The organism is Methylotenera sp. (assembly GCF_029945535.1).
Lineage (GTDB): Bacteria > Pseudomonadota > Gammaproteobacteria > Burkholderiales > Methylophilaceae > Methylotenera.
This window is the reverse complement of the sequence record NZ_JAQSCU010000018.1, coordinates 231,031-256,284: the sequence shown is the minus strand read 5'-3', so window position 1 is coordinate 256,284 and position 25,254 is coordinate 231,031. Positions and strand designations below refer to the sequence as shown.

The following is a 25,254-nucleotide window of genomic DNA, read 5'->3' as shown; positions in this document are numbered from 1 at the left end:
TAAAGCTGCAGTGGTAATGCCTGCAGCAGATTTAATGACGACAGCACTTTTGCCGCTAAGTAAAATTAGTGCAGAAGATGCTAATAAATACGGTGCTAAAACCAGCAATTTAGGTGAAATGGTGCGTGCTAATACTAATTTAAATATCCCTGATGGTTTTGGCATCCCTTTTAGTTACTATCTCGCGCACATCAAACAGCATCATATCGATCAATTGATTGTGAAGACTTTAAACGATCCAAAATTCAAACAAGATGCAAACTGGCGTAAAGCGAGTTTAGAGACCCTTCGTTTGGCTATTACAAATTCGCCACTTGCTGCGAACACTTTTAATAAGATTCAAACAAGGTGGCAAAAACGGCTTGGTGGTCGTGGTGTATTTGTGCGCAGCTCAACCAATGCCGAAGACTTAAAAGGTTTTAACGGCGCGGGGCTTTATGACACCGTGCCTAACGTAAAAGATAAAAAAGCGCTGGAAGCCGCTATTAAGCAAGTGTGGGCATCGGTTTGGAATTTACGTGCGGTTGAAGAGCGTGCGCATTTTGGCATTCCACATGAGCAAGTTTACCCAGCCGTATTGATACAAACTGCTGTGAATGCCGCAGCTGCAGGTGTGTTATTGACCACGGATATTTGGGGGCATCAAACTACTACTTATACTATTAATTCCAAGTGGGGTTTGGGTATGCGCGTAGTAGAAGGGCAAAAAATTGCTGAGCAGATTTTGTTTGACACGAGCAATGATGGCACGCGGGTGATTAGTCGCTCGGATGAGTCGACCATGTTAGTGGCTAATCCAAAAGGCGGCATGCTGGAAAGACCTGTAACAAAAGGTGAGGCGATTTTGACTGAGAGACGTGCCAAAATATTGAGCCAAGCTGCGCAACATGTTGCCGAGATTTTTAATCAGACTGATGTGTTAGATATTGAGTGGGTGCTAGAAACCCAAGGCGGCCAAGATGTTTTTTGGATAGTGCAAGCTAGGCCATACGTGACTTATAAAAATTAAAATCATTTATTAAAACGAAAGCCATTGGGTATGTGGAAGAAAATTAGAATCATTATTTTATTATTGATTTTAGCGACAGTGGTTCAAAACACTTGGTTGGATAAAGCCGATTTGGCGTGGAAAGACAATTTATATGTTGCGGTATACCCAGTTAATGCAGACAATAGCGCCAAAGTGAGTGATTACTTACGCACGTTAACGCACGAGGATTTTGAGCCTGTAGCTGAATACTTTGCACGTGAAGCTGAGCCGTATCATCTGGGTTTACGTCGGCCGATAGAAATGCAATTAGGTGCGCAGGTGATTGATATTCCACCAGCGCCACCTAAAGATGGAAGTGTTTTAGGTACGATTGTTTGGAGTTTAAAGTTTAGATATTTCGCATGGCGCCATAGTCCTAAAGTCAACGTTAAACCTGCAATTCGACTGTATTTGCTGTATTACGACCCAGTCACTAATCCACGTTTAAGTCACTCAACCGCGCTTAATAAAGGTAGAATCGGTCGCGTCAACTTGTTTGGCGACAGTACTTATTCCAAGCAGAACTTGGTGATTTTGGCACATGAGTTATTGCATACACTCAATGCCACAGATAAGTACGATTTGGCTACTTCTATGCCTATCTATCCAGATGGCTTTGCCGAGCCAGAAAAATCGCCACGTTATCCGCAAGACTTGGCTGAGTTGATGGGTGGTCGTACGCCTATCAGTGAAAATAAAGCTGAAATTCCTAAAAGCTTGAAGCAAACATTAATTGGCCCTAAAACCGCTCGTGAGATTGGTTGGTTAAAGTGATTAAGGAGTAAGCATGGCAATTACCGACTGGCCTGCGAGTGAACGCCCGCGTGAAAAGCTGTTAGAACTTGGCGTAGAAGCGCTCTCTGATGCAGAGTTGCTCGCCATTTTTCTGCGTGTAGGCGTCACCGGTAAAAGTGCAGTGGATTTAGCGCGTGATTTGCTGACACAGTTTGGCAGCTTAAACGGAATATTTGCCGCACAACTGAGCGAATTAACCCAAGTGCACGGCATAGGCAGTAGTAAATATGTGCAGTTACAAGCTATTTTTGAAATGAGTTGTCGTGCGTTAAGTGAGCAAATGCAGGTAAAAGATATATTCAACTCACCTAAACAAGTACGCGATTATCTTTGTTTGAAATTAGGTAATCTGACGCGTGAAGTATTTTTTGTATTGTTTTTAGATGCGCAAAATAGAGTAGTGACGACTGAGGAAATGTTCAGCGGTACGCTCACGCAAACTTCCGTTTATCCGCGAGAAGTAGTCAAACGCGCATTGCACCATAATGCTGCTAGCGTTATATTTGCACATAATCATCCATCTGGTATTGCGCAGCAAAGCCAAGCAGATGAGTTAATTACCAAGCAATTAAAAGAAGCATTAGCGCTAGTTGATGTGCGGGTGTTGGATCATTTTATTGTGGCAGGCAATACGACGCTGTCATTTGTTGAGCGAGGCTTGTTGTAAATTTAGTTTATGGAAAATATTTTGATTGATAACTCTCTCTGGCTTAACTTGGCAGTGTCTTTAGGCATAGGGCTTTTAGTAGGTGCCGAGCGTGAGCGCAGCAAGGGTATTGATCCTGATAGGTCTTTAGCGGGTATACGGACCTTTACTATCGCTTCACTGCTGGGCGCAGTAAGCACAACCATCAATTTTTGGCTGTTAGTCGTCGCAGTTCTCAGCGTTACAGTTTTTGCTGCCATTTCTTATGCCATGAGAGTCAATAAACATCCCGGGCTGACGACTGAAATTACGCTGATTTTCACTGTCATTTTAGGTGGATTAGCCCTGAGCGCCCCATCATTAGCCGCTAGTCTTGCGGTAACAGCATCAATATTATTGGCTGCGAAAGAGCCTATTCATGGTTTTGTACGCGGTGCGGTGACTAAGGACGAGTTAAATGACTTTTTGATACTTGCTGCGGCAACGCTGATTGTATTGCCACTGGTGCCGAATGAATTTATAGGGCCGTTTAATGCGATAAACCCAAGAAACCTTTGGCTCATTGTTATATTGGTGATGTTTATTAGCGCGCTGGGGCACCTGGCTTTGCGTTTGCTTGGTGGGCGCATAGGCTTACCAATAGTTGGTTTGGTCTCTGGTTTTATTTCCAGTATTGCTACGATAGGTGCGATGGGAGCGCGCGCTAAAGAAATGCCAACTTTAATTGGTTCTGCGGTCGCAGGCGCCTTGCTTTCCAGCCTCTCAACGGTTTTGCAACTGACTCTACTACTTGCTGCAATCCATAGACCCACATTACAAGCTTTAGCAGTGCCATTGATTTTTGGTGGAGTTTCGATTGCTATTTATGGCTTGGTCGTTACGCTTAATTCATTTCATCACAATGGGGCAGAAATGACTAAGCCAACCCGTTCATTTAGCGTAAAAACGGCGCTTATCTTGGCTACGGTTATTGCAGTTGTACTGATTGCTTCTGCTGCCTTAAAGGCTTGGTTTGGTCAAGCTGGGCTAGTTGTCGCGTCGGCAGTGGCAGGGCTGGCTGATGTGCATGCTTCAACCATCTCTGTGGCTTCGTTAGCTGCTGCGGGTAATTTAAGTGCAGTTAATGCTGTCATTCCAATACTGGTTGCTTTTTCAGTGAATGCCTTATCTAAAGTGGTCGCAGCCATAGTCAGCGGCGGCAAGGCATTTGCGCTTCAAGTAATTCCTGGATTGGTCATCCAAGTGACGGCAATGTGGCTTGGTTGGTGGTTGTTCTAGCTGTTTAGCGAACGCTAGAATTAAGCAAGTTGCAGCGCTGCCAGCCTCGCATATAGTCCGCCTTGCTCACGTAGTTGTGCGGGGCTGCCAATTTCTACAATACGCCCATTTTCTAGCACGATAATTCTGTTAGCTTTTTGCACGGTACTTAATCGATGCGCAATCATCAAAGTGGTACGCCCTTGCATCGCGGCATTCAAGCCTTGCTGAACAAGTATTTCTGATTCTGCATCCAACGCACTTGTGGCTTCGTCTAATAGCAAGATTGGCGCATCTTTAAGGATTGCGCGAGCGATGGCAATGCGTTGGCGTTGCCCGCCAGATAATCGAGTGCCGCGCTCACCTAAAAAGGTTTGATAGCCATCTGGCAATTTATGCACAAATTCGTCTACTTGGGCGGCTTTAGCTGCGGCAATCACTTCAGCATCCGTCGCATCAGGCTTACCATAACGAATGTTTTCCAGCGCGTTAGCTGAGAATATCACTGCGTCTTGCGGCACAATGGCGATATTGCTGCGTAAGCTATTTAAGCTAAGCGAATCTATATTTTGTCCGTTGATGGTGATTTGACCTGCGTTGATTTCATAGAATCTGAGCAAGCATTGAAACAAGGTGGTTTTTCCAGCGCCAGAAGGGCCAACTAATGCAATGGTTTCGCCGGCGACAATACTTAATGAAACATTATCTAAAGCAGCGATTTGCGGACGCGATGGGTAATAAAACACGATATTTTTGAATTCAATCGCAGCGTTAGTGGGGTTGATAAGATTTTGTGCATTTGTTGGCTCTTTAATTGAAACTTCCGCATGCAGAAGCTCAAGTAAGCGCTCGGTAGCACCAGCTGCGCGCATCACATCGCCCCAAACTTCTGCCATTGTGCCTACTGCGCCGGCAACCATCATCGCGTAAAGTACAAAGCTAGCAAGTTCTCCGCCGGTCATTGTGCCAGCACTGACTTGGCGTGCGCCTATCCAAAGCACAAAAATAATCGTGCCTAATACAGCGGTGACCATCAGCATCGTCAGCATGGCACGTACACGAACTCTTTTCAGCGCGGTGGTAAAGCTAATGTCAGCACTTTTACTAAAGCGCGCAATCTCGCGTTGCTCTTGCGTATACGATTGCACCGTAGGCATGGCGTTAAGTATTTCACCTGCCATCGCAGAACTATCGGCAATACGGTCTTGCGATTCGCGCGATAGTTTTTTAACTGAACGGCCAATAATAATAATCGGCAGTATCAGCAATAACATCAGACCGATGTTCAATGAAAACAAATACAAATTAGTGACAGCCAGCATCACCATGCCACCAATAAACTGAAATAAACTGCGTAAGCCCATAGATATTGAGCTTCCTACTACCGTTTGAATTAAAGTAGTGTCGCCAGTCAGGCGAGAAAGCACTTCGCCGGTTTGAGTCGTTTCAAAAAACTGTGGCGATTGCGTCATGACGCGTGCATATACGGCGCTACGTAAATCTGCCGTAGCGCGTTCGCCCACCCAAGACACAGTGTAGTAGCGCGATGCAATCATCAGCGCCCAAAATATGGCAAGCGCGAACATCACCAGAAAGTGACCATTTAAGCTTAATGCGCCTATCAGTCCCTTATGTGATGTAGCAGAAGCCGCTTTTGTCACAAAACCAAAGTCGATTAAATCTCTGAAAGCCAGCGGTACTAAGAGCAACGTTGCAGAGCCTAGGCATAGCAGTATAAACGCTAAAAATACGCGCGAACGATATGGATACAAAAATGGCCAAAGGTTACCTAAAGAGGAGAGCTTTTTGGCTGGGGATTTTGATGTAATAGACAGTTCACTTTTTGGCGCGTTTGTATCGGTAGCTTGCATGCTTATCGGTTCGGTTAAATTTGTATTATTGACAGTATAACTGGCAACCGAAAACAATTTAGGTTCATTGTGATTCAACACCTCAAGTACAAAGTTTCCAATAAAGTTTTTAGCGTGATCGCAGGTCTGATTTATACTTAACGAATCTAATTACTTAAAATAGTCACTCAATATTTATTATGCACAAAAATTTCAAAATAATTATCTGGATCGCAGTGCTGGTTTTAGGCGTTTCCGCGGTGAGTGCTATTGCGCTTAATCGTGGTGAAAGCATCAGCGCAATGTGGTTTATTACAGCGGCACTATGTATTTACGCGATTGCTTATCGATTCTATGCCGCTTGGATTGCTGCCACCGTATTGGTGATAGACGAAACACGTGCCACGCCAGCGGAACGCTTGGATAATGGTCGAGACTTTATTCCAACTAATAAATGGGTGGTATTTGGGCACCACTTTGCCGCCATTGCAGGGCCTGGACCTTTGGTTGGTCCAACATTAGCCGCGCAATTTGGTTATTTACCCGGTACGTTATGGATTTTAATCGGCGCAGTGTTAGGTGGGGCTGTGCAAGATATGGTCACGCTATTTTTCTCAACTCGCCGTAATGCGCGCAGCTTGGGGCAAATGGCGCGTGATGAAATTGGTCCGATCGGTGGTGCTGCAGCGCTTATCGGCACATTTTTGATTATGATTATTCTGATTGCCGTATTGGGTCTAGTGGTCGTAAACGCCATGAAGCATAGCCCTTGGGCGACTTCCACAGTGGCAGCAACTATTCCAATCGCGATGATAGTTGGTTTTTATATGCGTAACTTCCGCCCAGGTAGGGTGTTGGAGGCTTCGACATTGGGCGTTATCTTGCTGCTATTAGCAGTGGCTGGTGGCGGTTGGATAGAGCATAACGAATCTTTGCGTGGCTTGTTTGATCACGAAGGTTTAACGCTCGCTTGGGTGATTATTGCTTACGGTTTCGCTGCGGCAGTCATGCCTGTGTGGCTGCTGCTTGCACCACGTGATTATTTATCAACTTTTGTGAAACTAGGCACGGTCACTTTGTTGGCTGTTGCGATTATCATTTTGCAACCGCACATTCACATGCCTGCGCTGACGCAATTTACTGATGGGTCAGGGCCAATATTCGGCGGCAAACTATTTCCATTTGTGTTTATTACCATTGCTTGTGGCGCCATTTCTGGCTTTCATGCGCTGATTTCATCGGGTACTACACCTAAGCTTTTAGCCAATGAGCGCGATATTCGGATGATAGGTTATGGCGCCATGTTGCTAGAAAGCTTTGTCGCTATTATGGCGATGATAGCCGCTACCGTGCTAGAGCCTGGCGTATTCTTTGCCATTAACAGCCCTGCTGGTGTGGTGGGTAAAGAGGCGATTGATGCGGTTGCAAAAATCAATAGTTGGGGGTTTGCCGTGAGTGTAGAGCAAATGAATCAGCTCGCTAAAGACATGGGTGAAAGCAGCTTGTTCGCCCGTACTGGTGGCGCACCAAGCTTGGCGGTTGGTATGGCAAGTATTTTTGGCAATGCTTTTGGTAAAAGCATGCTGGCGCTGTGGTATCACTTTGCCATTATGTTTGAGGCGATTTTTATTCTCACCACGCTAGACGCAGGGACTCGCGTTGGGCGCTTTATGTTGCAAGATATGCTCGGTAATATTTGGCCAAAAATGGGCCGCACTTCTTGGATGCCTTCTGTTATTTTCACCAGTGCGCTAGTGGTGGCTGGGTGGGGTTATTTCTTATATATCGGCGTGATCGATCCTAATGGCGGCGTAAATATTTTGTGGCCACTATTCGGCATTGCGAACCAAATGCTCGCTGCCATTGCCTTATGTGTAGCAACAGGGATTTTAGTTAAGTCTGGCAAATCAAAATATGTTTGGATTACAGGTCTACCCTTGGTGTGGTTAGTGATTGTGACCAGCACTGCTGCATGGCAAAAGATATTCAGTGATGATGTGCGTGTAGGCTTTCTTGCTGCGGCAAATGATTTGGCGGCTAAGCTGGCAGCAGGTGTGCTACCGCCAGAAAAGGCAGCAGTTGCGCCTCAGCTGATATTCAACCAGCAGCTAGATGCGTATTTGACGATGTTTTTTGTTGCCGTGCTATGGGTGGTGATTATTGACATGCTCTATGTGACTTATAAGTACATGCTAGGTAAGCCAGTGTTGCCAATCACAGAAGTGGCACGCGAGCCAAGTCGTTTAGTAGAGAGTTGAGTGAGAGATTAATATGCTCGAAAAATTAAAAGCTTTTTGGCGCTACGTCCGTCGCCTAACAGGCGATGATGCTTATGAGCAATATTTAAAGCATTTTGCTGATAATCATACTAACCAAGAGGGCTTAGCTGAAGAAGCGCTTATCCCGCTTTCACGAGAAGCTTTTTTTAAAGAGTGGCAAGATAAAAAATGGAAAGGGATTAAACGTTGTTGTTAAGTGCTGATTTTAGTGAAGCTGACATTTCGCGCATCATAGAAATGGCTTGGGAAGACAGAACCGCCTTTGAGGCGATTGAAGCGCAATTTGGGCTAAATCAAGATGGCGTGATTAAAGTGATGCGCGCCAATTTAAAGCTTAGCTCTTTCAAGCTTTGGCGTGAACGTACGCATGGTCAAAAAACCAAGCATGCAATGCTGCGAACCGCTGAGGTTAATCGGCATCAATCAAAACAGCACAACAAGTTGCACCGATAGTTTGACGCCATAGCACCAATAGCAGCGAGCTAAAAACTGCTGTAAATATTATCAATTTGCATCTCGTCTTGCTGTGTTTCGCTAGATAAAGAAGTCTTTTCAAATTCATGTTCTGCATCATCTGCAGTATTCAAAATGCTAGGTGAATTGACGTACAAAGGCTGAAATTCAGCTTTGAACTCAATAAATCCAGAGTCTCTTTTAAACATTACTTCAAATAAGTTTTTCATTTTCATTCACCTCAAATGGTCACGTACATTATTCAATATGCAAAGTACATACCATCTTTACGGCAGGAAATGAGTAAAATTAAGCTATTGATTTATAAATAGTATTAATTTGAGGTGAGGCGTGAAAATTAGGCTGTGCAGTTGAAGTGCTAGATTGAGGTGTTGGATTTTAATCGCTTGGTTTCGATTTTCATCATAGACATCACCAAGCGATTAAATATATTAATTAAAGCGTTGTTTTTGCGCCTGAAACCACATCCAGATACCAAGCAGTATCATAGGCAAACTTAGCCATTGCCCCATGCTAAAGCCCATAGATAGTAGACCTAAGTAGGCATCCGGCTCGCGGGTATATTCAGCTAAAAACCTAAAACTGCCGTAACCAATTAAGAATAGAGCCGAAACCGCACCAGTTTCACGCGGTTTTGAAGAGTATATCCAAAGCGCTGAGAACAACACGATACCTTCAAGACCAAACTCATAAAGCTGCGAAGGGTGACGCAATAGATTATCCACTTTAGGAAACACCATACCCCATTGTGCATTGGTGACACGACCCCAAAGCTCGCCATTGATGAAGTTACCCATACGTCCAGCACCCAAACCAATCGGCACCAGTGGTGCTACAAAATCCATGATGTTCAGCCATTTGAGTTGATATTTATGCGCAAATAACCACATTGCGACTAACACGCCTAAGAAGCCGCCATGAAAGCTCATGCCACCTTGCCATACGGCAAAAATCTCTAATGGATGATGGATAAAATAACTGAATTGGTAAAATAGAACGTAGCCTAGACGGCCACCTAGAATCACACCTAATGCTCCAAAAAACAAAGCGTCGTCCAGCATAGCAATAGTCCAGCCATGCCATTTTCTGTGATTAATTTGCCATTTACCTAGGCCTAAAAATGCTAAGAATCCAACTAAGTACATTAGACCGTACCAGTGAATACCAAACTTACCAAGATGAATTGCTATCGGATCAAAACTAGGGTGAACGAACATGAGAGAGGCGCAATTAAGTAAAGACTGAATTTTACCTAAGTTTTAATACTTAAAGGTTTAAATAAAGGTAATTAAATTGTAATGATATTTAGCCGATTTTTTAGTGCAGATTTGTTAGCACGCCCGCTACCTATATTGTGCTTTTAATTGACATAGTCAAAGTCCATAAACTTGGCGTATAGTTCAAATATTATGAATATCAATCACAACCAATTTTAATTAGTCGGTTTAATTGAACTTAACTCATTAGATGCAATTTTTGTCTGGGATATTTATGTCAGCATCAAATGCTTACGTCAACACATCAGAGTTGATAAATCTAAAGGTGGATAAAGGCTTGGCGGCTTATATAAGCTTATGCGAAAGACTTTTTCAGCTAGCACAAGACAATATTTGTATTATCGATACACATGGTAAGCAAGTATACAAAAATCCCGCGCTACAGGCTTTAGATGCTGCTTATGTTAACACCCAAGCTGAAGCGGCATGGAATAGTGTGAGTCAAGAAGTGAATGTGCAAATGAAGCGTGCGATGGACATGCGCGCTACTACTACTTTTGTCTTTGAGTGTGAAGGTCCAAGCACACAATATAATGTCTATGATTTATTACATATAGCCCCAATTATTGATGAGCAAGATCAGGTCTTGGGTGTAATTGCCATAGGTCGAGACCATGGCTTTCATAAACAAATTGAAAATCAAGAAATCAGAAGGCGTGAGTATTATTTACGTGCCTTGTTAGATACCTTTCCATTTATGGTGTGGATGAAAGATAAAGAGAGTCGTTTTCTAGCCTGTAACGATGCTTTTGCTAAGGTGGCTAAGCAGCTTTCTGTGCATGATCTTGAAGGCAAAACGGACTACGATTATTTCTCGGCAGAGGCGGCTAATAGCTATGTTGAAGGTGATAAAGAAGTGATGCAAACAGGTGTTTGTAAAACACATGTAGAGCCTATTGTAAAAACTAATGGCGAAACACACTGGGCTGAAACCTTTAAGTCTTGCGTAGTTGTAAATGATGAGGTGATTGGCACGGTTGGTTTTGCACGTGACATTACTAAAGAGCAATATCTACAGGCGCAAGTGGCCAAGCGTCAGCAAGATTACATGACACTGGTAAAAAACCTACCAATTACCATTGTGCGGTATGACTTAGACTGTAAGCGTGTTTTCATTAGCGTACATTGTGATGAGCAATATGGAGTTTCAGATAAGGATTATCTATTTAAAACGCCTGAAGAGGAATGGAGTCCATATATTGTTAATATCTCAGGCAAGGAGCTTGCTGAGAAATTAAAAAAGGTGATGCAAACTCAAAAAAATCAGACGTTTGAAATGCACACTAGGCATGGTGAAGTGTTTTCTGTACACCAAGTGAAGCTTATTCCAGAGTACGATGAAAACCATAATGTGACTGGTACGCTAATGATAGCCACAGACATTACTGAGAATGCAGAATATAGACAGACCATTGAGCATTTGGCATTTCATGATGCACTGACCGACTTGCCGAATCGCAGGTTTCTAAATCAAGCCTTAAACAAAGCCATTGAGCGAGCTGAGCAGAATCAGGCTGCATTTGCTGTACTCATCATGGATTTAGACCACTTTAAAACCATTAACGACACCATGGGGCATGCAGTGGGCGATAAGTTATTGGTAGGCGTGGCTGATCGCATTAAACAAAATACAGATGATAGCTATTTCTTTGCACGTATGGGTGGCGACGAATTTGCCATACTGATTAATGGCTACAAAAGCACCGAAGAGCTAGTCGCTAAATCTGCGAGTTTGTTAGAGCAAGTTGTGAAGCCATATTATATTGCGGGCGCTGGTTATTTCGTCTCTGCAAGTATCGGCGTTGCCTGTTACCCCAAAGACAGTCATGACGTCGATGACTTGATTAAGTATGCCGATTCAGCGATGTACTCGGCCAAACAAAAGGGTAGAAATAACTGCCAACTCTATTCGCCCGTATTAACGGAGGATATGAGGTATCGATTGGAAATTGAAACAGCATTGCGATATGCGCTAGCTAATGATGAGATGTATCTAGAGTTTCAGCCGATTGTTGACTTGCAAACTAAGCGCTTTATTGGTGTAGAGGCCTTGTGCCGTTGGACGAGTGCCGTGTTAGGCGAAGTTTCTCCTGCGTCTTTTATTCAGGTGGCGGAAGAGTCTGGACTCATAGTAGAAATTGGGCTGTGGGTCATTAAGCAAGGATTTGTTGCGGCAAAAATCATTAACGAGGCCAGTGCAAATGCCGGTACAGAAGTCATTTCAGTTTCTATTAATCTTTCTTCTAGGCAATTTGTTGAACTTAACTTTTTGCAACGAATCAAGTCTTTAATAGATAAAACAAAATGCAATCCCTCTTGGATCAAATTTGAAATCACCGAAGGATTGCTCTTGCAGGATGCTTACGAAGTGCATCGGGTGCTAGATGCTTTTGATGAAATTGGCATCAGAGTTTCTATTGATGATTTTGGTACGGGCTATTCAGCCTTAGCATATTTGAACAAATTTCCAATTCATCAGGTCAAAATAGATCGTTCTTTTATTAATGAAATTACCACTAATGGCAGTCATGCATTGCTGGTAAAGGCCATTGTCGCCATGGTGCAAAGTTTGGGTAAAGAGTTGGTTGCAGAAGGTGTGGAAACTGAAGCGCAAGCAAGCTTACTGCAAAGCTACGGCTGCCAATATGCTCAAGGATTTTTGTTTAGCAAGTCTGTAGGTTTAGATAATTTGATGTTGATGCTCAAAAAATAAACATATTTAATCCGCTCTAGTTTCGCCATCTGGTCTAAAATTACACTTTATATATAGTACTTATTATTTTACGGATTTTACTTATGCCAGTTTATCGCTCTCGAACCACTACTCACGGCCGCAACATGGCGGGTGCACGCGCTTTGTGGCGTGCTACTGGCATGAAAGATGGCGATTTTGATAAACCTATTATCGCAGTTTGTAACTCATTTACGCAGTTTGTTCCGGGTCACGTTCACCTTAAAGATTTAGGTCAATTAGTTGCGCGTGAAATTGAGCGTGCAGGCGGCGTGGCAAAAGAGTTCAACACCATTGCCGTAGATGATGGTATTGCGATGGGTCACGGCGGTATGTTGTATAGCTTGCCAAGTCGTGATTTGATTGCCGATTCAGTCGAATACATGGTGAATGCGCACTGTGCGGATGCGCTAGTGTGTATTTCAAACTGTGACAAAATCACGCCCGGCATGTTGATGGCAGCGCTACGTTTGAATATTCCTGTGGTATTTGTTTCAGGTGGCCCAATGGAGGCTGGTAAAGTGAACTGGCAGGGCGAAATTTTGAAGCTAGACTTAGTCGACGCTATGGTTGCGGCCGCTGATAGCAAAGTCAGTGATGAAAAATCTGAAGCGATTGAGCGTTCAGCGTGTCCAACGTGTGGTTCATGTTCAGGCATGTTTACTGCAAACTCAATGAACTGTTTAACAGAAGCGCTAGGTTTAAGTTTGCCAGGTAATGGCTCAGCACTTGCTACGCATGGCGCACGTAAAGAATTGTTCTTAAAAGCAGGGCGTTTAATTGTAGAAATCACTAAACGCCATTACGAGCAAGATGATTACAGCGTTTTACCACGCAGTATTGCTAACATTAAAGCTTTTGAAAACGCTATGGCGCTAGATGTAGCCATGGGCGGCAGCACTAATACCGTGTTGCATTTGTTAGCGGCTGCGCACGAGGCTGAGCTTGATTTCACCATGAGTGATATTGACCGTATTTCACGCAAAGTACCGTGTGTGTGCAAAGTAGCACCAGCCACACAAAAATTCCACATGGAAGACGTACACCACGCAGGTGGCGTAATGGGGATTTTGGGCGAGTTAGACCGCGCAGGGGTGATTCATCGCGATACGCCCACCGTACACAGTGCAACATTAGGCGATGCACTCGATAAATGGGACATTATGGTTACGCCAGATGAAGATGTAAAAAAATTCTTCCGCGCCGCGCCAGCAGGCATTGTCACTACCATCGCTTTTTCACAAAGTATGCTATATCCAACGCTGGATAACGACCGTGCAGAAGGCTGCATTCGCGATTTAGCCCATGCCTATTCACTAGATGGTGGCTTAGCTGTGCTGTACGGTAATATTGCTTTAGATGGCTGTATTGTTAAAACGGCCGGCGTAGACGACAGTATTCTTAAATTCACAGGGCGCGCACGTATTTTTGAAAGCCAAGACGCTACAGTTGAAGCAATTCTTGCCGATAAAATAGTAGCAGGCGATGTTGTGGTGATTCGCTATGAAGGCCCACGCGGTGGTCCTGGCATGCAAGAAATGCTGTATCCAACTTCATATTTGAAGTCTAAGGATTTGGGCAAAGTGTGCGCGCTACTAACAGATGGTCGCTTTTCAGGCGGTACGTCAGGCTTGAGTATTGGTCACGCATCACCAGAAGCCGCTGAAGGTGGCGCGATTGGTTTGGTTGAAGAGGGGGATACGATTGAAATCGACATTCCAAATCGCACTATTCATTTAGCGGTTTCTGATGAAGAAATGTCGCATCGTCGTGCAAAAATGGTAGATAAGGGTAAAGATGCTTGGAAGCCAGTTGGCCGCGTTCGTGCAGTTTCACCGGCTTTGCGTGCTTATGCGGCAATGAGTACTAGCGCGGCGCGCGGCGCAGTGCGTGACGTGAGCCAAATTGAAAAGTAAGCTTAATTAATTCACTAATAAAATAATCTGCTGATAAATTAAGCCTATAAATTAACCCGTGTAATTTGAAGAGTAATTGATAAGATGACTACAGAAACATTAGAAGCTAGCCCGTTAGATGCAAATGCATTTCAAACGAAGAAGCGTTTAAAGCTTCACGCACATGTGATGCAAACGCAAGATGAAAATGGCATGCAATATCTTGAGGTGGATAACCCGCTCTGTACGGCCAGAATCGCCCTGCAAGGCGCACATGTCATGGCTTGGCAACCTAAGTTCTTAACACAACCAGTGTTGTGGCTATCAAGCAATGCAAGATATGTAAAAGGTCGCTCAATACGTGGTGGCGTGCCTATCTGCTGGCCTTGGTTTGGCGCACATCCAACAGACAGTACTTTTTGTCCGCATGGCTTCGCACGCGTTATTCCTTGGCGCGTGATTGATGTTGATGCCACGCCAACAGGTGCTACGCGTATTATGTTGGAAATGGTCGATACACCAGAAGCAAAACGCCAGCTTTCATATCCATACACGCTAGTCGCTACCATCACCGTTGGTCGACGTTTGCGCGTTGATTTAGCCACGACTAATCAAGCAGACCATCCATTTGTCATTAGTGAAGCGTTTCACACTTATTTAAACATTAGTGATATTGCCAATGTAAAAATTACAGGTCTGCAAGATTGTGTGTATTCAGACAAAATGCTCAAATATGAACGTCATGTAGAGCACAACCCGCTAACATTTGATGGTGAGTTTGACCGTGTGTTTATCAACCATAGCTCAGATTGTACGGTACATGACAAGGGATTCAATCGCCTGATTCATGTTTCAAAATCAGGTAGTGATACCACCGTGGTGTGGAGTCCAGGCGCTGAAAAATCTGCACAAATGGCAGATATGGGTGCGCCAGATGAATGGCGTAAAATGGTTTGCGTAGAAACAACTAACGCGATGGATAATATGGTGGTAATTAATCCTGGAAGAACGCATGTGATTAGCGCGGAATACGCAGTTGAAACGCTGTAAGCAAGAAAGTTTTCAAAAGCTGTCAACGCACGAATATATAAGGGCGTTATATGTTCACAGAGCATTGATAATGTTGTAAGTTTGATGAAAAATTTAATTTATTGAGTATTCTTTAAGTAATTGATAAAGCTCACTTGTTTAAATTAAAATTGTAGGTATCATAGCTCGTTGCAAAAAATGCAAACTAATTATTAAGTGTAAATTCAAGGAGATAGCATGAAAGCTTTAATGTTAACAATCGCTTTGGCTGGTTCAATGTTAGTTGCTGGTCAAGCAAACGCAGAAGATGCTAAAGCATTAGCACAAAAAAGTGGCTGTTTAGCTTGCCACAGCGTAGATGCGAAAATTTTAGGCCCAGGTTATAAAGATGTTGCTGCAAAATACAAAGGTGATAAAGGCGCTGAAGCTAAGTTAGTAGCTAAAGTTAAAGCCGGTGGTAGTGGTGTTTGGGGTCCTATGCCAATGCCAGCAAACAGCCCACAAGTTAAAGATGAAGATATCAAAACAATCGTTCATTGGATATTGTCACTATAATATAGTTGTAGTGTCATCAATAAAAGCCAGCTCAAAAAGCTGGCTTTTTTGTTATTGAGTATTTTGTGTTGAGCTTATTTGATGAGCCCAAATAAATATAAGAATACCGCTCCAATAGCGATGGGAGCAATATAGTTATTGGTAAAGTGCCAAAATTTGAAATGTTGATCATTTAAATCCAACTCTTCTTGCACATGATTTTTATTCATAAAATAACCTGCAAAAATCGCCATCAATAAGCCACCAAGCGGCAATAAAATAGTGGATGTTAGCTTATCAAGCGTTTCAAAAATATTAAGCCCAAATATGATTTTTATGGCTTTCCATTCGTTGAAAGATAACACCACAGCAATACCAAGCAACCAAACGGCTAGCCCGATTGCCCATGCCGCAGTATGGCGCTTAATTTTTGTATTTTCTACAATCCAGGCAATGGCTGGCTCAACCAATGAAATTGATGAAGTCCACGCAGCAAAAGCGACCAATATAAAAAAAAGCATACCAATAAAACCACCCGCAGGCATGTGGCCAAAAGCAATGGGCAACGTTTGAAATATTAAGCCAGGACCTGCATTTGGGGCCAAGTGATTGGCAAATACTAAAGAGTAAATGGCCAAGCCGACTAATAAGCCCAGTAGGGTATCTGCTAGCGCAATGTAAATGGTGGTGCGGGCAATGGAGACATTACGCTGTAGATATGAGCCGTAAACCATGACAGCACCCATGCCTAAACTCAAAGAGAAGAATGCATGCCCAAGCGCTGATAATACTGCGACGGGTGTGATTTTAGAAAAGTCAGGTTTGAACATGAATTGAAAAGCCGCATGCATATCACCCACCGACATACTGTAGCCAAGCAATATCAATAAGATGGCAAACAGCGATGGAATGAGAATGTTATTCGCTTTTTCTAAGCCAGAATTAACGCCATGTGCCACTACGCTCATGGTCATGAACATAAATACGGTGTGCCAAGCGAGTAATTGTAAAGGGGAGGCTAATAAAGTGTCGAAGTTGGCGGTAGATTGTGCTGCAGTAATTTGGCTAAAACTGCCACGAGCAGCTTCAATAATGTAGGCCAGAACCCAGCCACCGATGACGCTATAGAAACTGAGTATCAGTAAGCCCGTCAACATGCCCATACCACCTAGATATTTCCAAGCCGTTGACCTTTTTGCTTCAATGGCGAGTGCTTGCATGCCATCCAGTGGATTTTTTTGCGCACGGCGACCGAGTAATATTTCAGTCATCATTAACGGAATGCCCACTAAAAAAATACAGGCAACAAATACCAATACAAACGCGCTGCCACCATTCACGCCTATCATGTAGGGCAATTTCCAAATATTACCTAAGCCAATCGCCGAGCCAGCGGTGGCTAGCATGAATGTCCAGCGGTTGTTCCAATGGCTACGGTGTGGTGAGTGACTCATGATTCAAATGGCTCATGATTGATAAGTGGCGGTTAATGTTTCTCGCTAAAGAACCGATCAGTTTCGGCCTTAACTACTTTGGATAATAGTAATAAACCAATCAGATTTGGAATCGCCATCATGCCGTTCATCAGGTCAGAAAAATTCCAAACCAATTCTAAGCTCATCGTTGCGCCTACAATGACAGCGGCAGTAAACACTACGCGATAAATAGCTATCGATTTTGAGCCAAATAAGTACTCAACGGCTTTCTCACCATAGTAATTCCAACCAATTAAAGTTGAGTAAGCGAATAATGCCGTTGAAATAGCGACAATGATTTTACCTGTATCGCCCAATGTTTCTGCCATGCTTGCGCTAGTAAGTTCACTGGCGCTGATGCCGTGTGTCCAAGAAGTTGCGGTAAGAATAATCAGCGCCGTCATGGTGCAAACCACTAAAGTATCAATAAAGGTTTGTGTCATGCTCACCAAGGCTTGTTTCACGGGGTCGCCTGTGCGGGCGGCCGCAGCTGCGATTGGCGCAGAGCCTAAGCCTGATTCATTTGAAAATACGCCACGTGCAATACCATAGCGCATGGCTGCTGCAATGGTTGCGCCTGCAAAGCCGCCTGTGGCTGATGCTGGGCTAAATGCATTTGAGAAAATCAAACCAAAAGCATTTGGAATTTGGTCTGCATTAATAAATAAAACGACTAAAGAAGTGCCTACATAGCCAACAATCATAAACGGCACTAAAAACGAGGTGAATTTACCAATAGATTTAATGCCGCCAAGAATCACTGCACCTGTGAGTATCATCAGCACCCAGCCCGTAATGTAAGGGGCAATGTGAAAAGTAGATTCAAAAATTTTAGCGGTGGCGTTGGCTTGTGTCATGTTGCCAATACCAAAGGCAGCACAGGCCGTAAATACGGCAAATATTGTGCCTAACCAAGGTAGCCCTGCACCTTTTGCTAGATAATACATAGGGCCGCCACGCATACCGTGCGGGCCTTTTTCTCTGTACTTCATGGCTAATACCGCTTCGGAATATTTAGTGGCCATACCTACCAAGCCAGTCATCCACATCCAAAATACGGCGCCAGGGCCGCCTAATGTAATGGCGGTGGCAACGCCAACGATATTACCAATTCCAACCGTTGCTGCAAGCGCAGTCATCAGTGCTGCAAAGTGCGTAATATCGCCTTCATGGTGATGATCTTTGCGGAATATTAGTTTGAAGGCTAATGGCAATGCACGAAACTGCATACCTTTAAGAAGAATGGTGAGGTAAAGCCCCGTGCCGACGAGCAAAGTTAACATTGGTGGACCCCATACCCAGCCAGAAAGGGTAGAGATGATAGCCTCGAATGTTTGCATGCTGATTAGCCTGTTAGTGAGTTAAATTAGGGGAGAGTCAGGTTAGATTATAGACATAACTTTCATTGTTGTGTGCAATGCGTTTTGGGCAGTGATTTATTAGCTTTTAAAGAGCTCTTTTAATACTGCAATCATGTAACTATGGTCTAGCACGCCGGCACTTTCGCGTATGCTGTGCATTGCCCACATTGGGTTGCCAACGTCGATACTCGCTATGCCAAGTTGCGCAGCTAGTATTGGGCCTATCGTGCTGCCGCAGCCTAAGTCAGTACGGTGCGCATATTGTTGATAAGGTACTTCTGCTTTTTGGCAAAGTTGGATAAAGCGTGCGGCAGTCTCAGCATTGGTGCTGTAGCGCTGATTTGCGTTGGTTTTAATCACGGGGCCTTGGTTGACAAGTGCGTGGTGGCAGGGTTCGTAACTGCTTGCGTGATTGGGATGATAGGCGTGCGCCATATCTGCGCTAACAAAAAAGCTATTGGCTAGTGCGCGCAAACGGTCTTCTGCGCTAGTGCTGCTAGAGGTGTTAGTAGATGCGCAAATGCGCGTAATCACATCGCTCATAAAGCTTCCGCTGGCGCCAGTGGCACTTTCACTGCCGACTTCTTCATGGTCAAACAGGGCGCAAATGCTGGTGCTATCGGGCTTTTTATTGCTCAACAAAGCGCTAATCGCGGCATGGCAAGAGGCTAAATTATCTAATTGGCTATTGGCGATAAATTCTTCATTCAAGCCCCAAAAGCTGCCTTTTTGCGTGTCGTAAACGCTTAAATCCCACGTGATAATGTCCGCAGCTTCTACGGCTAATTCTTTTGCAAGTGCGTTTGTGAGTTGTGCATGTGCTTCTGCCGTGTCTGCAGCAAAACCAAAAATCAGCGGCAAACCAGTTTGTTTGTTGAGCACCAAGCCTTTGTCATTCACTTCACGATTCATGTGAATGGCAAGGTTGGGCAGGCGCACAATGGAGCTGTTAAATTGAACATGGCGTGCAACGTATGAGTCACCTTCACGCACCATCACGCGCCCAGCTAGGCTTAGGTCGCGATCGGTAAACGTTGCTAAAATGGGGCCGCCATATACTTCAACACCAAGTTGAGCAATACCTTGACTGCTAAATGCCGCTTTAGGTTTTAAGCGCAGGCCGGGTGAGTCTGTATGTGCACCGACAATACGAAAACCAGTATCGGCTAACGCTTGGTTGCCAATGACAAATGCAATAATAGAAGCGCCATCACGTACCACATAATAGCGACCATTTTTTTTAAACTGCCATGGTTGATTTTCTATGAGCGGCTTAAAGCCATTTTCTTTTAATAGTTTCGCAACGCTATCCACCGCGTGCCAAGGACTGGGACTGGCGTCAATAAAATTGAGTAAATCTTGCGCCTGAGATTTAACTTCGGCTTTAATTTCTGTAGAAATTTTTGTCATGGGTCATCACATGGGTGCTTATAAGTTAAGTGATTGAAAGCCAATCTTTATCGATTAAAAAATCTGTATACAACTTAGCTTCTGCGCTACCAGCTTCTGGTTTCCAGTCATAACGCCATTTAACGATTGGGGGCATAGACAGTAGTATAGACTCAGTACGACCATTAGATTGAAGTCCAAAAATCGTGCCACGGTCGTAGATTAGATTAAATTCGACGTAACGGCCGCGACGATAAGCTTGAAAATCACGCTCTCGCTCGCCATAAGGTGTATCTTTACGACGTTGCACGATAGGCAAGTAAGCTTGCAGGAATGAATCCGCGACTGCGCGGTGGAAATCGAAACTACGTTCAAAACCTAATTCGCTAAAATCATCATAAAAAATACCGCCTATACCACGCGGTTCTTTACGATGTTTTAAGTAGAAATATTCGTCACATTCTTTTTTAAATTTCGGGTAATAGCTTGTGTCAAAGGCATCTAATGCCGTTTTGTTTGTGCGGTGAAAATGCTCTGCATCTTCTTCAAAGCCATAATACGGCGTTAAGTCCATGCCGCCACCAAACCACCAAATGTCCTGCTCATTGTCATTTTGGGCTTTGGCAATAAAAAAGCGCACATTCATGTGTACAGTTGGAATGTATGGGTTACGCGGGTGAAACACTAGTGACACGCCCATCGCCTCCCACGGACGTCCAGCCGCTTCAGGATGTGCAACACTCGCTGCTGGTGGTAATTTTGTACCTAATACGTGAGAGAAACCGACGCCAGCACGTTCAAACACATTGCCTTCTTCAAGCAAGCAGGAGTTACCTCCACCACCTTCAGGGCGCTGCCAACTATCTTGCAGAAAGGTTTTACCGTCCACCAACTCTATGGCTTCTATAATTTTTGTCTGCAATTTCTGCAGGTAATTGTAGATGTCGCTAGTGTCGATATGACTCGTGTTGGCTGTGTTCATCATTAGCCTTTAATCGCGCGATAGCCAATATCTTTGCGATATTGTGCCCCATCAAATTTAATTTCGTCGATGATTTTATAAGCCTGCTGGTGCGCGAATTTAACTGTTTCACCTAGTGCCGTTACACACAGCACGCGACCACCGCTAGTTAATGTTTTGCCATCTTTAAGTGTGGTGCCAGCATGAAACACATGTGCATCTACTAAATTTGTTGGTAAGCCAGTGATTTCATCACCTAATCTTGGTGTGTCTGGATAGTTTGCAGACGCCATGACTACGCCAAGTGCCGTGCGTCTGTCCCACTCAGTTTCTGCTTGATCTAGTGTGCCATTCACCGCATGTTCTGCGAGTGCTACAAAGTCACTTTTCAGACGCAACATAATCGGCTGAGTTTCTGGGTCACCCATGCGGCAGTTGAACTCTAAAGTTTTAACGCTGCCATCTGGTGAAATCATCAGTCCTGCGTACAAAAAACCTGTGTAAGGAATGCCATCTTTCGCCATGCCATCTACGGTTGGGCGTATGACTTCTCTCATTACTTTTGCATGAATCTCTGGCGTCACTACTGGTGCAGGTGAATAGGCACCCATGCCGCCTGTATTTGGACCTTGGTCGCCATCTTGCAGGCGTTTGTGGTCTTGGCTGGTAGCGAGCGCTAAGATGTTTTTGCCATCAACCATGACAATAAAGCTGGCTTCTTCACCCGTTAAAAACTCTTCAATCACCACACGTGCGCCAGCACTGCCTAGCTTGTTATCAGAAAGCATCGCATCGATGGCTGCATGTGCTTCATCATCTGACATCGCAACTACAACGCCTTTACCAGCGGCCAAGCCATCGGCTTTGATTACAATCGGCGCGCCTTGTGCGGTGACATAGTCGTGCGCGAGTTTAGCATCGGTAAACGTGGCGTAAGCTGCAGTGGGAATGTTGTGGCGCACCATAAATGCTTTGGCGAAATCTTTTGAGCTTTCTAATTGCGCTGCGGCTTTGGTCGGACCAAAAATTTTCAGTCCATTGGCACGAAATACATCTACCACACCTTGTGATAAAGGTGCTTCTGGGCCCACAACGGTTAGCTGGATTTGTTCTTTTTGGGCAAATTCTAGTAAATCTTGTACGCTAGAAATTGGTACGTTGATCATGTCAGGGTTAAGTGCGGTGCCGGCGTTACCAGGTGCAACATAGACGCGGCTGACTTCTTTATTCTGCGCAATTTTCCACGCAAGTGCATGCTCGCGACCACCACTGCCAATGACCATTACTTTCATATTGTTAGCTTTACCTTAAATGTTTATTTGCTATTAGTGTCTGAAATGACGAATGCCTGTCACTACCATTACTAAGCCGTGTTCATCGGCTGCGGCAATCACTTCTTCATCACGCATACTGCCACCTGGATGAATCACGCAGCTTGCACCAGCTTCCGCCAGCGCATCAATACCATCGCGGAACGGGAAGAATGCATCAGAAGCGACCACTGAATTTTGCAAGCTTAAACCTGCATTCTGCGCTTTAATAATGGCAATCTTCGTGCTGTCTATGCGGCTCATTTGTCCTGCGCCAACGCCTAGCGTCATTTCGTTACCACAGAATACAATCGCGTTTGATTTCACATACTTCGCCACGCGCCAAGCAAATAGCATATCGGCCATTTGTTGTGGTGTTGCTTGTTTTTTGCTGATGACTTTTAAATCAGATTGGCTGATTTCGTGATTGTCGGCAGTTTGGATGAGGATGCCAGAACCCACACGTTTGCTCTCATGTGAGTTGCGACCTTGTCCCCATGGCGTTGTTCCGCCTGTTGGCAATGCAATTTTAAGTACGCGTACGTTCGCTTTTGCAGCAAAAATTGCCAATGCTTCTGCGGTGTAATCTGGTGCAATCAACACTTCAACAAACTGTTTACTGACAGCTTCTGCGGCAGCTTTATCCACGGTTGTATTGAAAGCGATGATGCCGCCAAAAGCACTGCTTGGATCTGTTTGGAATGCTTTTGAATATGCATCTAAAGCTGTTGCACCAAGCGCAACGCCACATGGGTTGGCATGTTTTACGATGACGCAAGCGGAAGTGTCAAAGCTTTTTACAGCTTCCCAAGCAGCATCGCCATCCGCAATATTGTTAAAGCTTAATTCTTTACCTTGCAACTGTTGCGCAGTCACCAGTGAGCCTGGTGCTGGGTATAAGTCACGGTAAAAAGCCGCTTGTTGATGCGGGTTTTCGCCGTAGCGCAAGTCTTGCACTTTGACAAAGTTAGTGTTGCTTTGTGCAGGAAACTGGTGAGTGACAGGCTGGTTGCTCGCCATGCTGGCGGCGTAGTCAATTGCAGATAAGTAGTTGCTAATGGCAGCATCATATTGCGACACGCGGTTAAATGCCGCGACTGATAGTGCAAAAGTTGTCGCCTCTGCCAGTGCGCCGCCAGTGCTTTTTAGCTCACTCACGACATTTGCATACTGGCTTGCATCGGTTAATACTGCAACGTCTTTCCAGTTTTTAGCGGCAGAACGCACCATGGCCGGACCGCCGATGTCGATATTTTCAATGGCATCTTCAAGTGTGCAGTTTGGCTTTGCAACAGTGGCTTCAAACGGGTACAGATTGACTACCACCATATCGATATTCGGAATGTTGGCTTCTTTCATCGCGGCTACATGTTCAGGCAAGTCGCGGCGACCTAAAATACCGCCATGCACTTTAGGATGTAGCGTTTTTACGCGGCCATCTAACATTTCAGTAAAACCAGTGTAATCACTGACTTCAATCACAGGAATTTGATTATCGCGGAATAGTTTTGCAGTGCCACCAGTCGATAAGATTTCTACGTTTAATTTAGTTAAAGCCTGTGCTAATTCTAAAATACCTGATTTGTCTGAAACGCTGATAAGCGCACGTTTAATAGTTGCCATTTGAAAGCTCTAGAGAAGAAAGTGTTTATTTGAAGTTGGGTGTTTTGTGCAGCTTATTCGATTTTGTATTGCTGCATTTTCTTACGCAGGGTGTTGCGATTTAAGCCTAGTATTTCTGCCGTTTTGCTTTGATTGCCGCCAGCGTATTGCAATGTGTATTCAAGCAATGGCTTTTCAATGCATGACAATACCATGTCGTATAAGGCGTGCGGCGGCTCACCATCAAGGTCTTTAAAGTATTGATCTAATGATAATGTTACGCTGTTAGCGAGTTCGCACGGATTCATTATGCCACCTTAAGAACTAGATTATTGGAGTTAGTGTCGTCTGTAGAGTCGTCGTATTGCAAACGGTGATCGCGACTTTGCAGATGATCAAAGAACTCATCAATCGCGGCAAGCTGCAAATCTATAGTTTGCAGTGTGTTCATGTTATGGCGGAAGTTCGCTGAGTCTTTTAAACCCTTGGTGTACCAAGAGATATGCTTGCGCGCCATGCGCATGCCAGTCAGTTCGCCATAAAAATCATATAGATCGTGTAGATGCGCCAACATCACGGTGCGAATTTCAGTTACTTCAGGTGGCGGTAAATGTTCACCAGTTTTGATGAAGTGCTCAATTTCGCGGAAAATCCAGGGTCTGCCTTGTGCGGCACGACCTATCATCACGGCATCTGCGCCTGTGTAGTCCAATACGAATTTAGCTTTTTCTGGGGTGGTAATATCGCCGTTGGCAATAAGTGGGATTTTAATGGCCTGTTTCACAGCGGCAATCGTGTCATATTCAGCATCACCAGTGTATAAGCATGCGCGCGTACGACCATGCATGGCTAAGGCCTGAACGCCTAAATCTTCCGCCATTTTGGCAATTTGCACAGCGTTGCGGTTGTTTTTATCCCATCCCGTACGAATTTTCAATGTGACTGGCACATCAACGGCATTCACGACTGCTCTTAAAATTTGTGCAACCAGCGGCTCATCTTTAAGCAAGGCAGAACCCGCCATTACATTACAGATTTTTTTAGCAGGGCAGCCCATATTAATATCAATAATCTGCGCGCCATTATCTACGTTGTGACGCGCCGCTTCCGCCATCATTTGCGGGTCTGAGCCAGCAATTTGTACTGAAATCGGGTCAACTTCACCTTCGTGATTGGCTCGGCGTAACGTTTTTTCGCTACCGTAAAGCAGTGAGTTTGACGTTACCATTTCGCTCACAGCCAACCCCGCCCCCATCTTTTTACATAACTGGCGGAAAGGTCTGTCCGTCACACCCGCCATAGGGGCAACGATCAGGTTATTCTTTAAAATGTGTGAGCCTATTTGCATTTATATTTGGT

At 44.5% G+C, this 25,254-nt stretch carries 22 protein-coding genes; 11 read left to right on the top strand and 11 right to left on the bottom strand.

Annotation, left to right across the window (positions count from 1 at the left end):
- Positions 1-34 precede the first annotated feature (34 nt).
- The 4 genes from PSU72_RS12820 to PSU72_RS12805 are packed head-to-tail and all read left to right on the top strand — an operon-like array spanning position 35 to position 3,749.
- The gene (locus PSU72_RS12820; RefSeq protein ID WP_300433016.1) at positions 35-1,009 is read left to right on the top strand and encodes a PEP/pyruvate-binding domain-containing protein; all 975 of its coding nucleotides are present in this window, start codon (positions 35-37) and stop codon (positions 1,007-1,009) included.
- 30 nt (positions 1,010-1,039) lie between these two features.
- Complete coding sequence (locus PSU72_RS12815) at positions 1,040-1,804, top strand: hypothetical protein (protein ID WP_300433014.1); 765 nt, start codon at positions 1,040-1,042, stop codon at positions 1,802-1,804.
- A gap of 13 nt (positions 1,805-1,817) precedes the next feature.
- Positions 1,818-2,492: a DNA repair protein RadC gene (gene radC / locus PSU72_RS12810; protein ID WP_300433012.1), complete on the top strand. Its 675-nt coding sequence runs from the start codon at positions 1,818-1,820 to the stop codon at positions 2,490-2,492.
- 21 nt (positions 2,493-2,513) lie between these two features.
- Positions 2,514-3,749 carry an MgtC/SapB family protein gene (locus PSU72_RS12805; RefSeq protein ID WP_300433010.1) on the top strand — a complete coding sequence of 412 codons (1,236 nt, stop codon included), beginning with the start codon at positions 2,514-2,516 and terminating at the stop codon, positions 3,747-3,749.
- 20 nt (positions 3,750-3,769) lie between these two features.
- On the opposite strand, the gene PSU72_RS12800 is transcribed toward PSU72_RS12805, so the two are convergent.
- Positions 3,770-5,599, bottom strand: coding sequence for an ABC transporter transmembrane domain-containing protein (locus tag PSU72_RS12800; protein WP_300433008.1), 1,830 nt, complete (start codon positions 5,597-5,599; stop codon positions 3,770-3,772).
- A gap of 179 nt (positions 5,600-5,778) precedes the next feature.
- Here PSU72_RS12800 and PSU72_RS12795 point away from each other — a divergent pair, with 179 nt between their 5' ends.
- Genes PSU72_RS12795 through PSU72_RS12785 form a run of 3 tightly spaced genes read left to right on the top strand, consistent with a single transcriptional unit; the run spans position 5,779 to position 8,310 of the window.
- Positions 5,779-7,836 (top strand): carbon starvation CstA family protein, encoded by a 2,058-nt coding sequence (locus tag PSU72_RS12795; protein ID WP_300433006.1) that lies wholly within the window; start codon positions 5,779-5,781, stop codon positions 7,834-7,836.
- Positions 7,837-7,849: 13 nt separating this feature from the next.
- Complete coding sequence (locus PSU72_RS12790; RefSeq protein WP_300433004.1) at positions 7,850-8,053, top strand: YbdD/YjiX family protein; 204 nt, start codon at positions 7,850-7,852, stop codon at positions 8,051-8,053.
- Positions 8,044-8,310 carry a TIGR03643 family protein gene (locus PSU72_RS12785; protein WP_300433002.1) on the top strand — a complete coding sequence of 89 codons (267 nt, stop codon included), beginning with the start codon at positions 8,044-8,046 and terminating at the stop codon, positions 8,308-8,310. Before PSU72_RS12790 ends, PSU72_RS12785 begins: the two co-directional genes overlap by 10 nt.
- A 29-nt stretch (positions 8,311-8,339) precedes the next feature.
- On the opposite strand, the gene PSU72_RS12780 is transcribed toward PSU72_RS12785, so the two are convergent.
- Both PSU72_RS12780 and lgt read right to left on the bottom strand, forming a co-directional pair.
- A complete protein-coding gene (locus tag PSU72_RS12780) occupies positions 8,340-8,540 on the bottom strand; it encodes a hypothetical protein (protein WP_013147082.1) in 201 nt (66 codons plus the stop codon).
- Between the two features lie 222 nt (positions 8,541-8,762).
- Positions 8,763-9,548, bottom strand: a complete 786-nt coding sequence (gene lgt, locus PSU72_RS12775) for a prolipoprotein diacylglyceryl transferase (protein ID WP_300432999.1) — start codon at positions 9,546-9,548, stop codon at positions 8,763-8,765.
- 274 nt (positions 9,549-9,822) lie between these two features.
- On the opposite strand from lgt, the gene PSU72_RS12770 reads away from it, so the two are divergent.
- The 4 genes from PSU72_RS12770 to PSU72_RS12755 all read left to right on the top strand — a co-directional run bounded on the left by PSU72_RS12770 (position 9,823) and on the right by PSU72_RS12755 (position 15,818).
- Positions 9,823-12,321, top strand: coding sequence for an EAL domain-containing protein (locus PSU72_RS12770; protein WP_300432997.1), 2,499 nt, complete (start codon positions 9,823-9,825; stop codon positions 12,319-12,321).
- An 83-nt stretch (positions 12,322-12,404) separates the two neighbouring features.
- Positions 12,405-14,255, top strand: a complete 1,851-nt coding sequence (gene ilvD, locus PSU72_RS12765; RefSeq protein WP_300432995.1) for a dihydroxy-acid dehydratase — start codon at positions 12,405-12,407, stop codon at positions 14,253-14,255.
- An 84-nt stretch (positions 14,256-14,339) separates the two neighbouring features.
- Positions 14,340-15,284 carry a D-hexose-6-phosphate mutarotase gene (locus PSU72_RS12760; protein WP_300432993.1) on the top strand — a complete coding sequence of 315 codons (945 nt, stop codon included), beginning with the start codon at positions 14,340-14,342 and terminating at the stop codon, positions 15,282-15,284.
- Between the two features lie 216 nt (positions 15,285-15,500).
- Entirely contained in the window at positions 15,501-15,818 is a 318-nt protein-coding gene (locus PSU72_RS12755) for a c-type cytochrome (RefSeq protein ID WP_300432991.1), read from the top strand.
- Between the two features lie 74 nt (positions 15,819-15,892).
- On the opposite strand, the gene PSU72_RS12750 is transcribed toward PSU72_RS12755, so the two are convergent.
- From PSU72_RS12750 to dusB, 8 genes are all read right to left on the bottom strand, one after another.
- Complete coding sequence (locus PSU72_RS12750) at positions 15,893-17,251, bottom strand: sodium-dependent transporter (RefSeq protein WP_300432989.1); 1,359 nt, start codon at positions 17,249-17,251, stop codon at positions 15,893-15,895.
- Positions 17,252-17,283: 32 nt separating this feature from the next.
- On the bottom strand, positions 17,284-18,612 hold the full coding sequence (locus PSU72_RS12745; RefSeq protein WP_300432987.1) for a sodium:alanine symporter family protein: 1,329 nt from the start codon (positions 18,610-18,612) through the stop codon (positions 17,284-17,286).
- A 99-nt stretch (positions 18,613-18,711) separates the two neighbouring features.
- A complete protein-coding gene (locus PSU72_RS12740) occupies positions 18,712-20,043 on the bottom strand; it encodes a M18 family aminopeptidase (RefSeq protein WP_300432984.1) in 1,332 nt (443 codons plus the stop codon).
- A gap of 25 nt (positions 20,044-20,068) precedes the next feature.
- On the bottom strand, positions 20,069-21,004 hold the full coding sequence (gene hemF / locus PSU72_RS12735; protein ID WP_300433302.1) for an oxygen-dependent coproporphyrinogen oxidase: 936 nt from the start codon (positions 21,002-21,004) through the stop codon (positions 20,069-20,071).
- 2 nt (positions 21,005-21,006) lie between these two features.
- Entirely contained in the window at positions 21,007-22,275 is a 1,269-nt protein-coding gene (gene purD, locus PSU72_RS12730; protein ID WP_300432982.1) for a phosphoribosylamine--glycine ligase, read from the bottom strand.
- Between the two features lie 33 nt (positions 22,276-22,308).
- Positions 22,309-23,916, bottom strand: a complete 1,608-nt coding sequence (gene purH, locus PSU72_RS12725) for a bifunctional phosphoribosylaminoimidazolecarboxamide formyltransferase/IMP cyclohydrolase (RefSeq protein WP_300432980.1) — start codon at positions 23,914-23,916, stop codon at positions 22,309-22,311.
- Positions 23,917-23,969: 53 nt separating this feature from the next.
- Positions 23,970-24,203, bottom strand: coding sequence for a helix-turn-helix domain-containing protein (locus PSU72_RS12720; protein WP_300386733.1), 234 nt, complete (start codon positions 24,201-24,203; stop codon positions 23,970-23,972).
- On the bottom strand, positions 24,203-25,243 hold the full coding sequence (gene dusB, locus PSU72_RS12715; protein ID WP_300432978.1) for a tRNA dihydrouridine synthase DusB: 1,041 nt from the start codon (positions 25,241-25,243) through the stop codon (positions 24,203-24,205). The genes PSU72_RS12720 and dusB overlap by 1 nt, the downstream gene beginning before the upstream one ends.
- Positions 25,244-25,254: the final 11 nt, after the last annotated feature.

Bases quoted from the DNA above. Each gene is read 5' to 3' on its own strand.
- lgt (WP_300432999.1), bottom strand. From the start codon at position 9,548: ATGTTCGTTCACCCTAGTTTTGATCCGATAGCAATTCATCTTGGTAAG.
- PSU72_RS12760 (WP_300432993.1), top strand. From the start codon at position 14,340: ATGACTACAGAAACATTAGAAGCTAGCCCGTTAGATGCAAATGCATTT.
- PSU72_RS12815 (WP_300433014.1), top strand. From the start codon at position 1,040: ATGTGGAAGAAAATTAGAATCATTATTTTATTATTGATTTTAGCGACA.
- dusB (WP_300432978.1), bottom strand. From the start codon at position 25,243: ATGCAAATAGGCTCACACATTTTAAAGAATAACCTGATCGTTGCCCCT.
- PSU72_RS12740 (WP_300432984.1), bottom strand. From the start codon at position 20,043: ATGACAAAAATTTCTACAGAAATTAAAGCCGAAGTTAAATCTCAGGCG.
- PSU72_RS12770 (WP_300432997.1), top strand. From the start codon at position 9,823: ATGTCAGCATCAAATGCTTACGTCAACACATCAGAGTTGATAAATCTA.
- PSU72_RS12800 (WP_300433008.1), bottom strand. From the start codon at position 5,599: ATGCAAGCTACCGATACAAACGCGCCAAAAAGTGAACTGTCTATTACA.
- PSU72_RS12790 (WP_300433004.1), top strand. From the start codon at position 7,850: ATGCTCGAAAAATTAAAAGCTTTTTGGCGCTACGTCCGTCGCCTAACA.
- purD (WP_300432982.1), bottom strand. From the start codon at position 22,275: ATGAAAGTAATGGTCATTGGCAGTGGTGGTCGCGAGCATGCACTTGCG.
- hemF (WP_300433302.1), bottom strand. From the start codon at position 21,004: ATGAACACAGCCAACACGAGTCATATCGACACTAGCGACATCTACAAT.
- PSU72_RS12755 (WP_300432991.1), top strand. From the start codon at position 15,501: ATGAAAGCTTTAATGTTAACAATCGCTTTGGCTGGTTCAATGTTAGTT.
- ilvD (WP_300432995.1), top strand. From the start codon at position 12,405: ATGCCAGTTTATCGCTCTCGAACCACTACTCACGGCCGCAACATGGCG.
- PSU72_RS12750 (WP_300432989.1), bottom strand. From the start codon at position 17,251: ATGAGTCACTCACCACACCGTAGCCATTGGAACAACCGCTGGACATTC.
- PSU72_RS12780 (WP_013147082.1), bottom strand. From the start codon at position 8,540: ATGAAAAACTTATTTGAAGTAATGTTTAAAAGAGACTCTGGATTTATT.
- PSU72_RS12745 (WP_300432987.1), bottom strand. From the start codon at position 18,612: ATGCAAACATTCGAGGCTATCATCTCTACCCTTTCTGGCTGGGTATGG.
- PSU72_RS12720 (WP_300386733.1), bottom strand. From the start codon at position 24,203: ATGAATCCGTGCGAACTCGCTAACAGCGTAACATTATCATTAGATCAA.
- purH (WP_300432980.1), bottom strand. From the start codon at position 23,916: ATGGCAACTATTAAACGTGCGCTTATCAGCGTTTCAGACAAATCAGGT.
- radC (WP_300433012.1), top strand. From the start codon at position 1,818: ATGGCAATTACCGACTGGCCTGCGAGTGAACGCCCGCGTGAAAAGCTG.
- PSU72_RS12820 (WP_300433016.1), top strand. From the start codon at position 35: ATGACGACAGCACTTTTGCCGCTAAGTAAAATTAGTGCAGAAGATGCT.
- PSU72_RS12795 (WP_300433006.1), top strand. From the start codon at position 5,779: ATGCACAAAAATTTCAAAATAATTATCTGGATCGCAGTGCTGGTTTTA.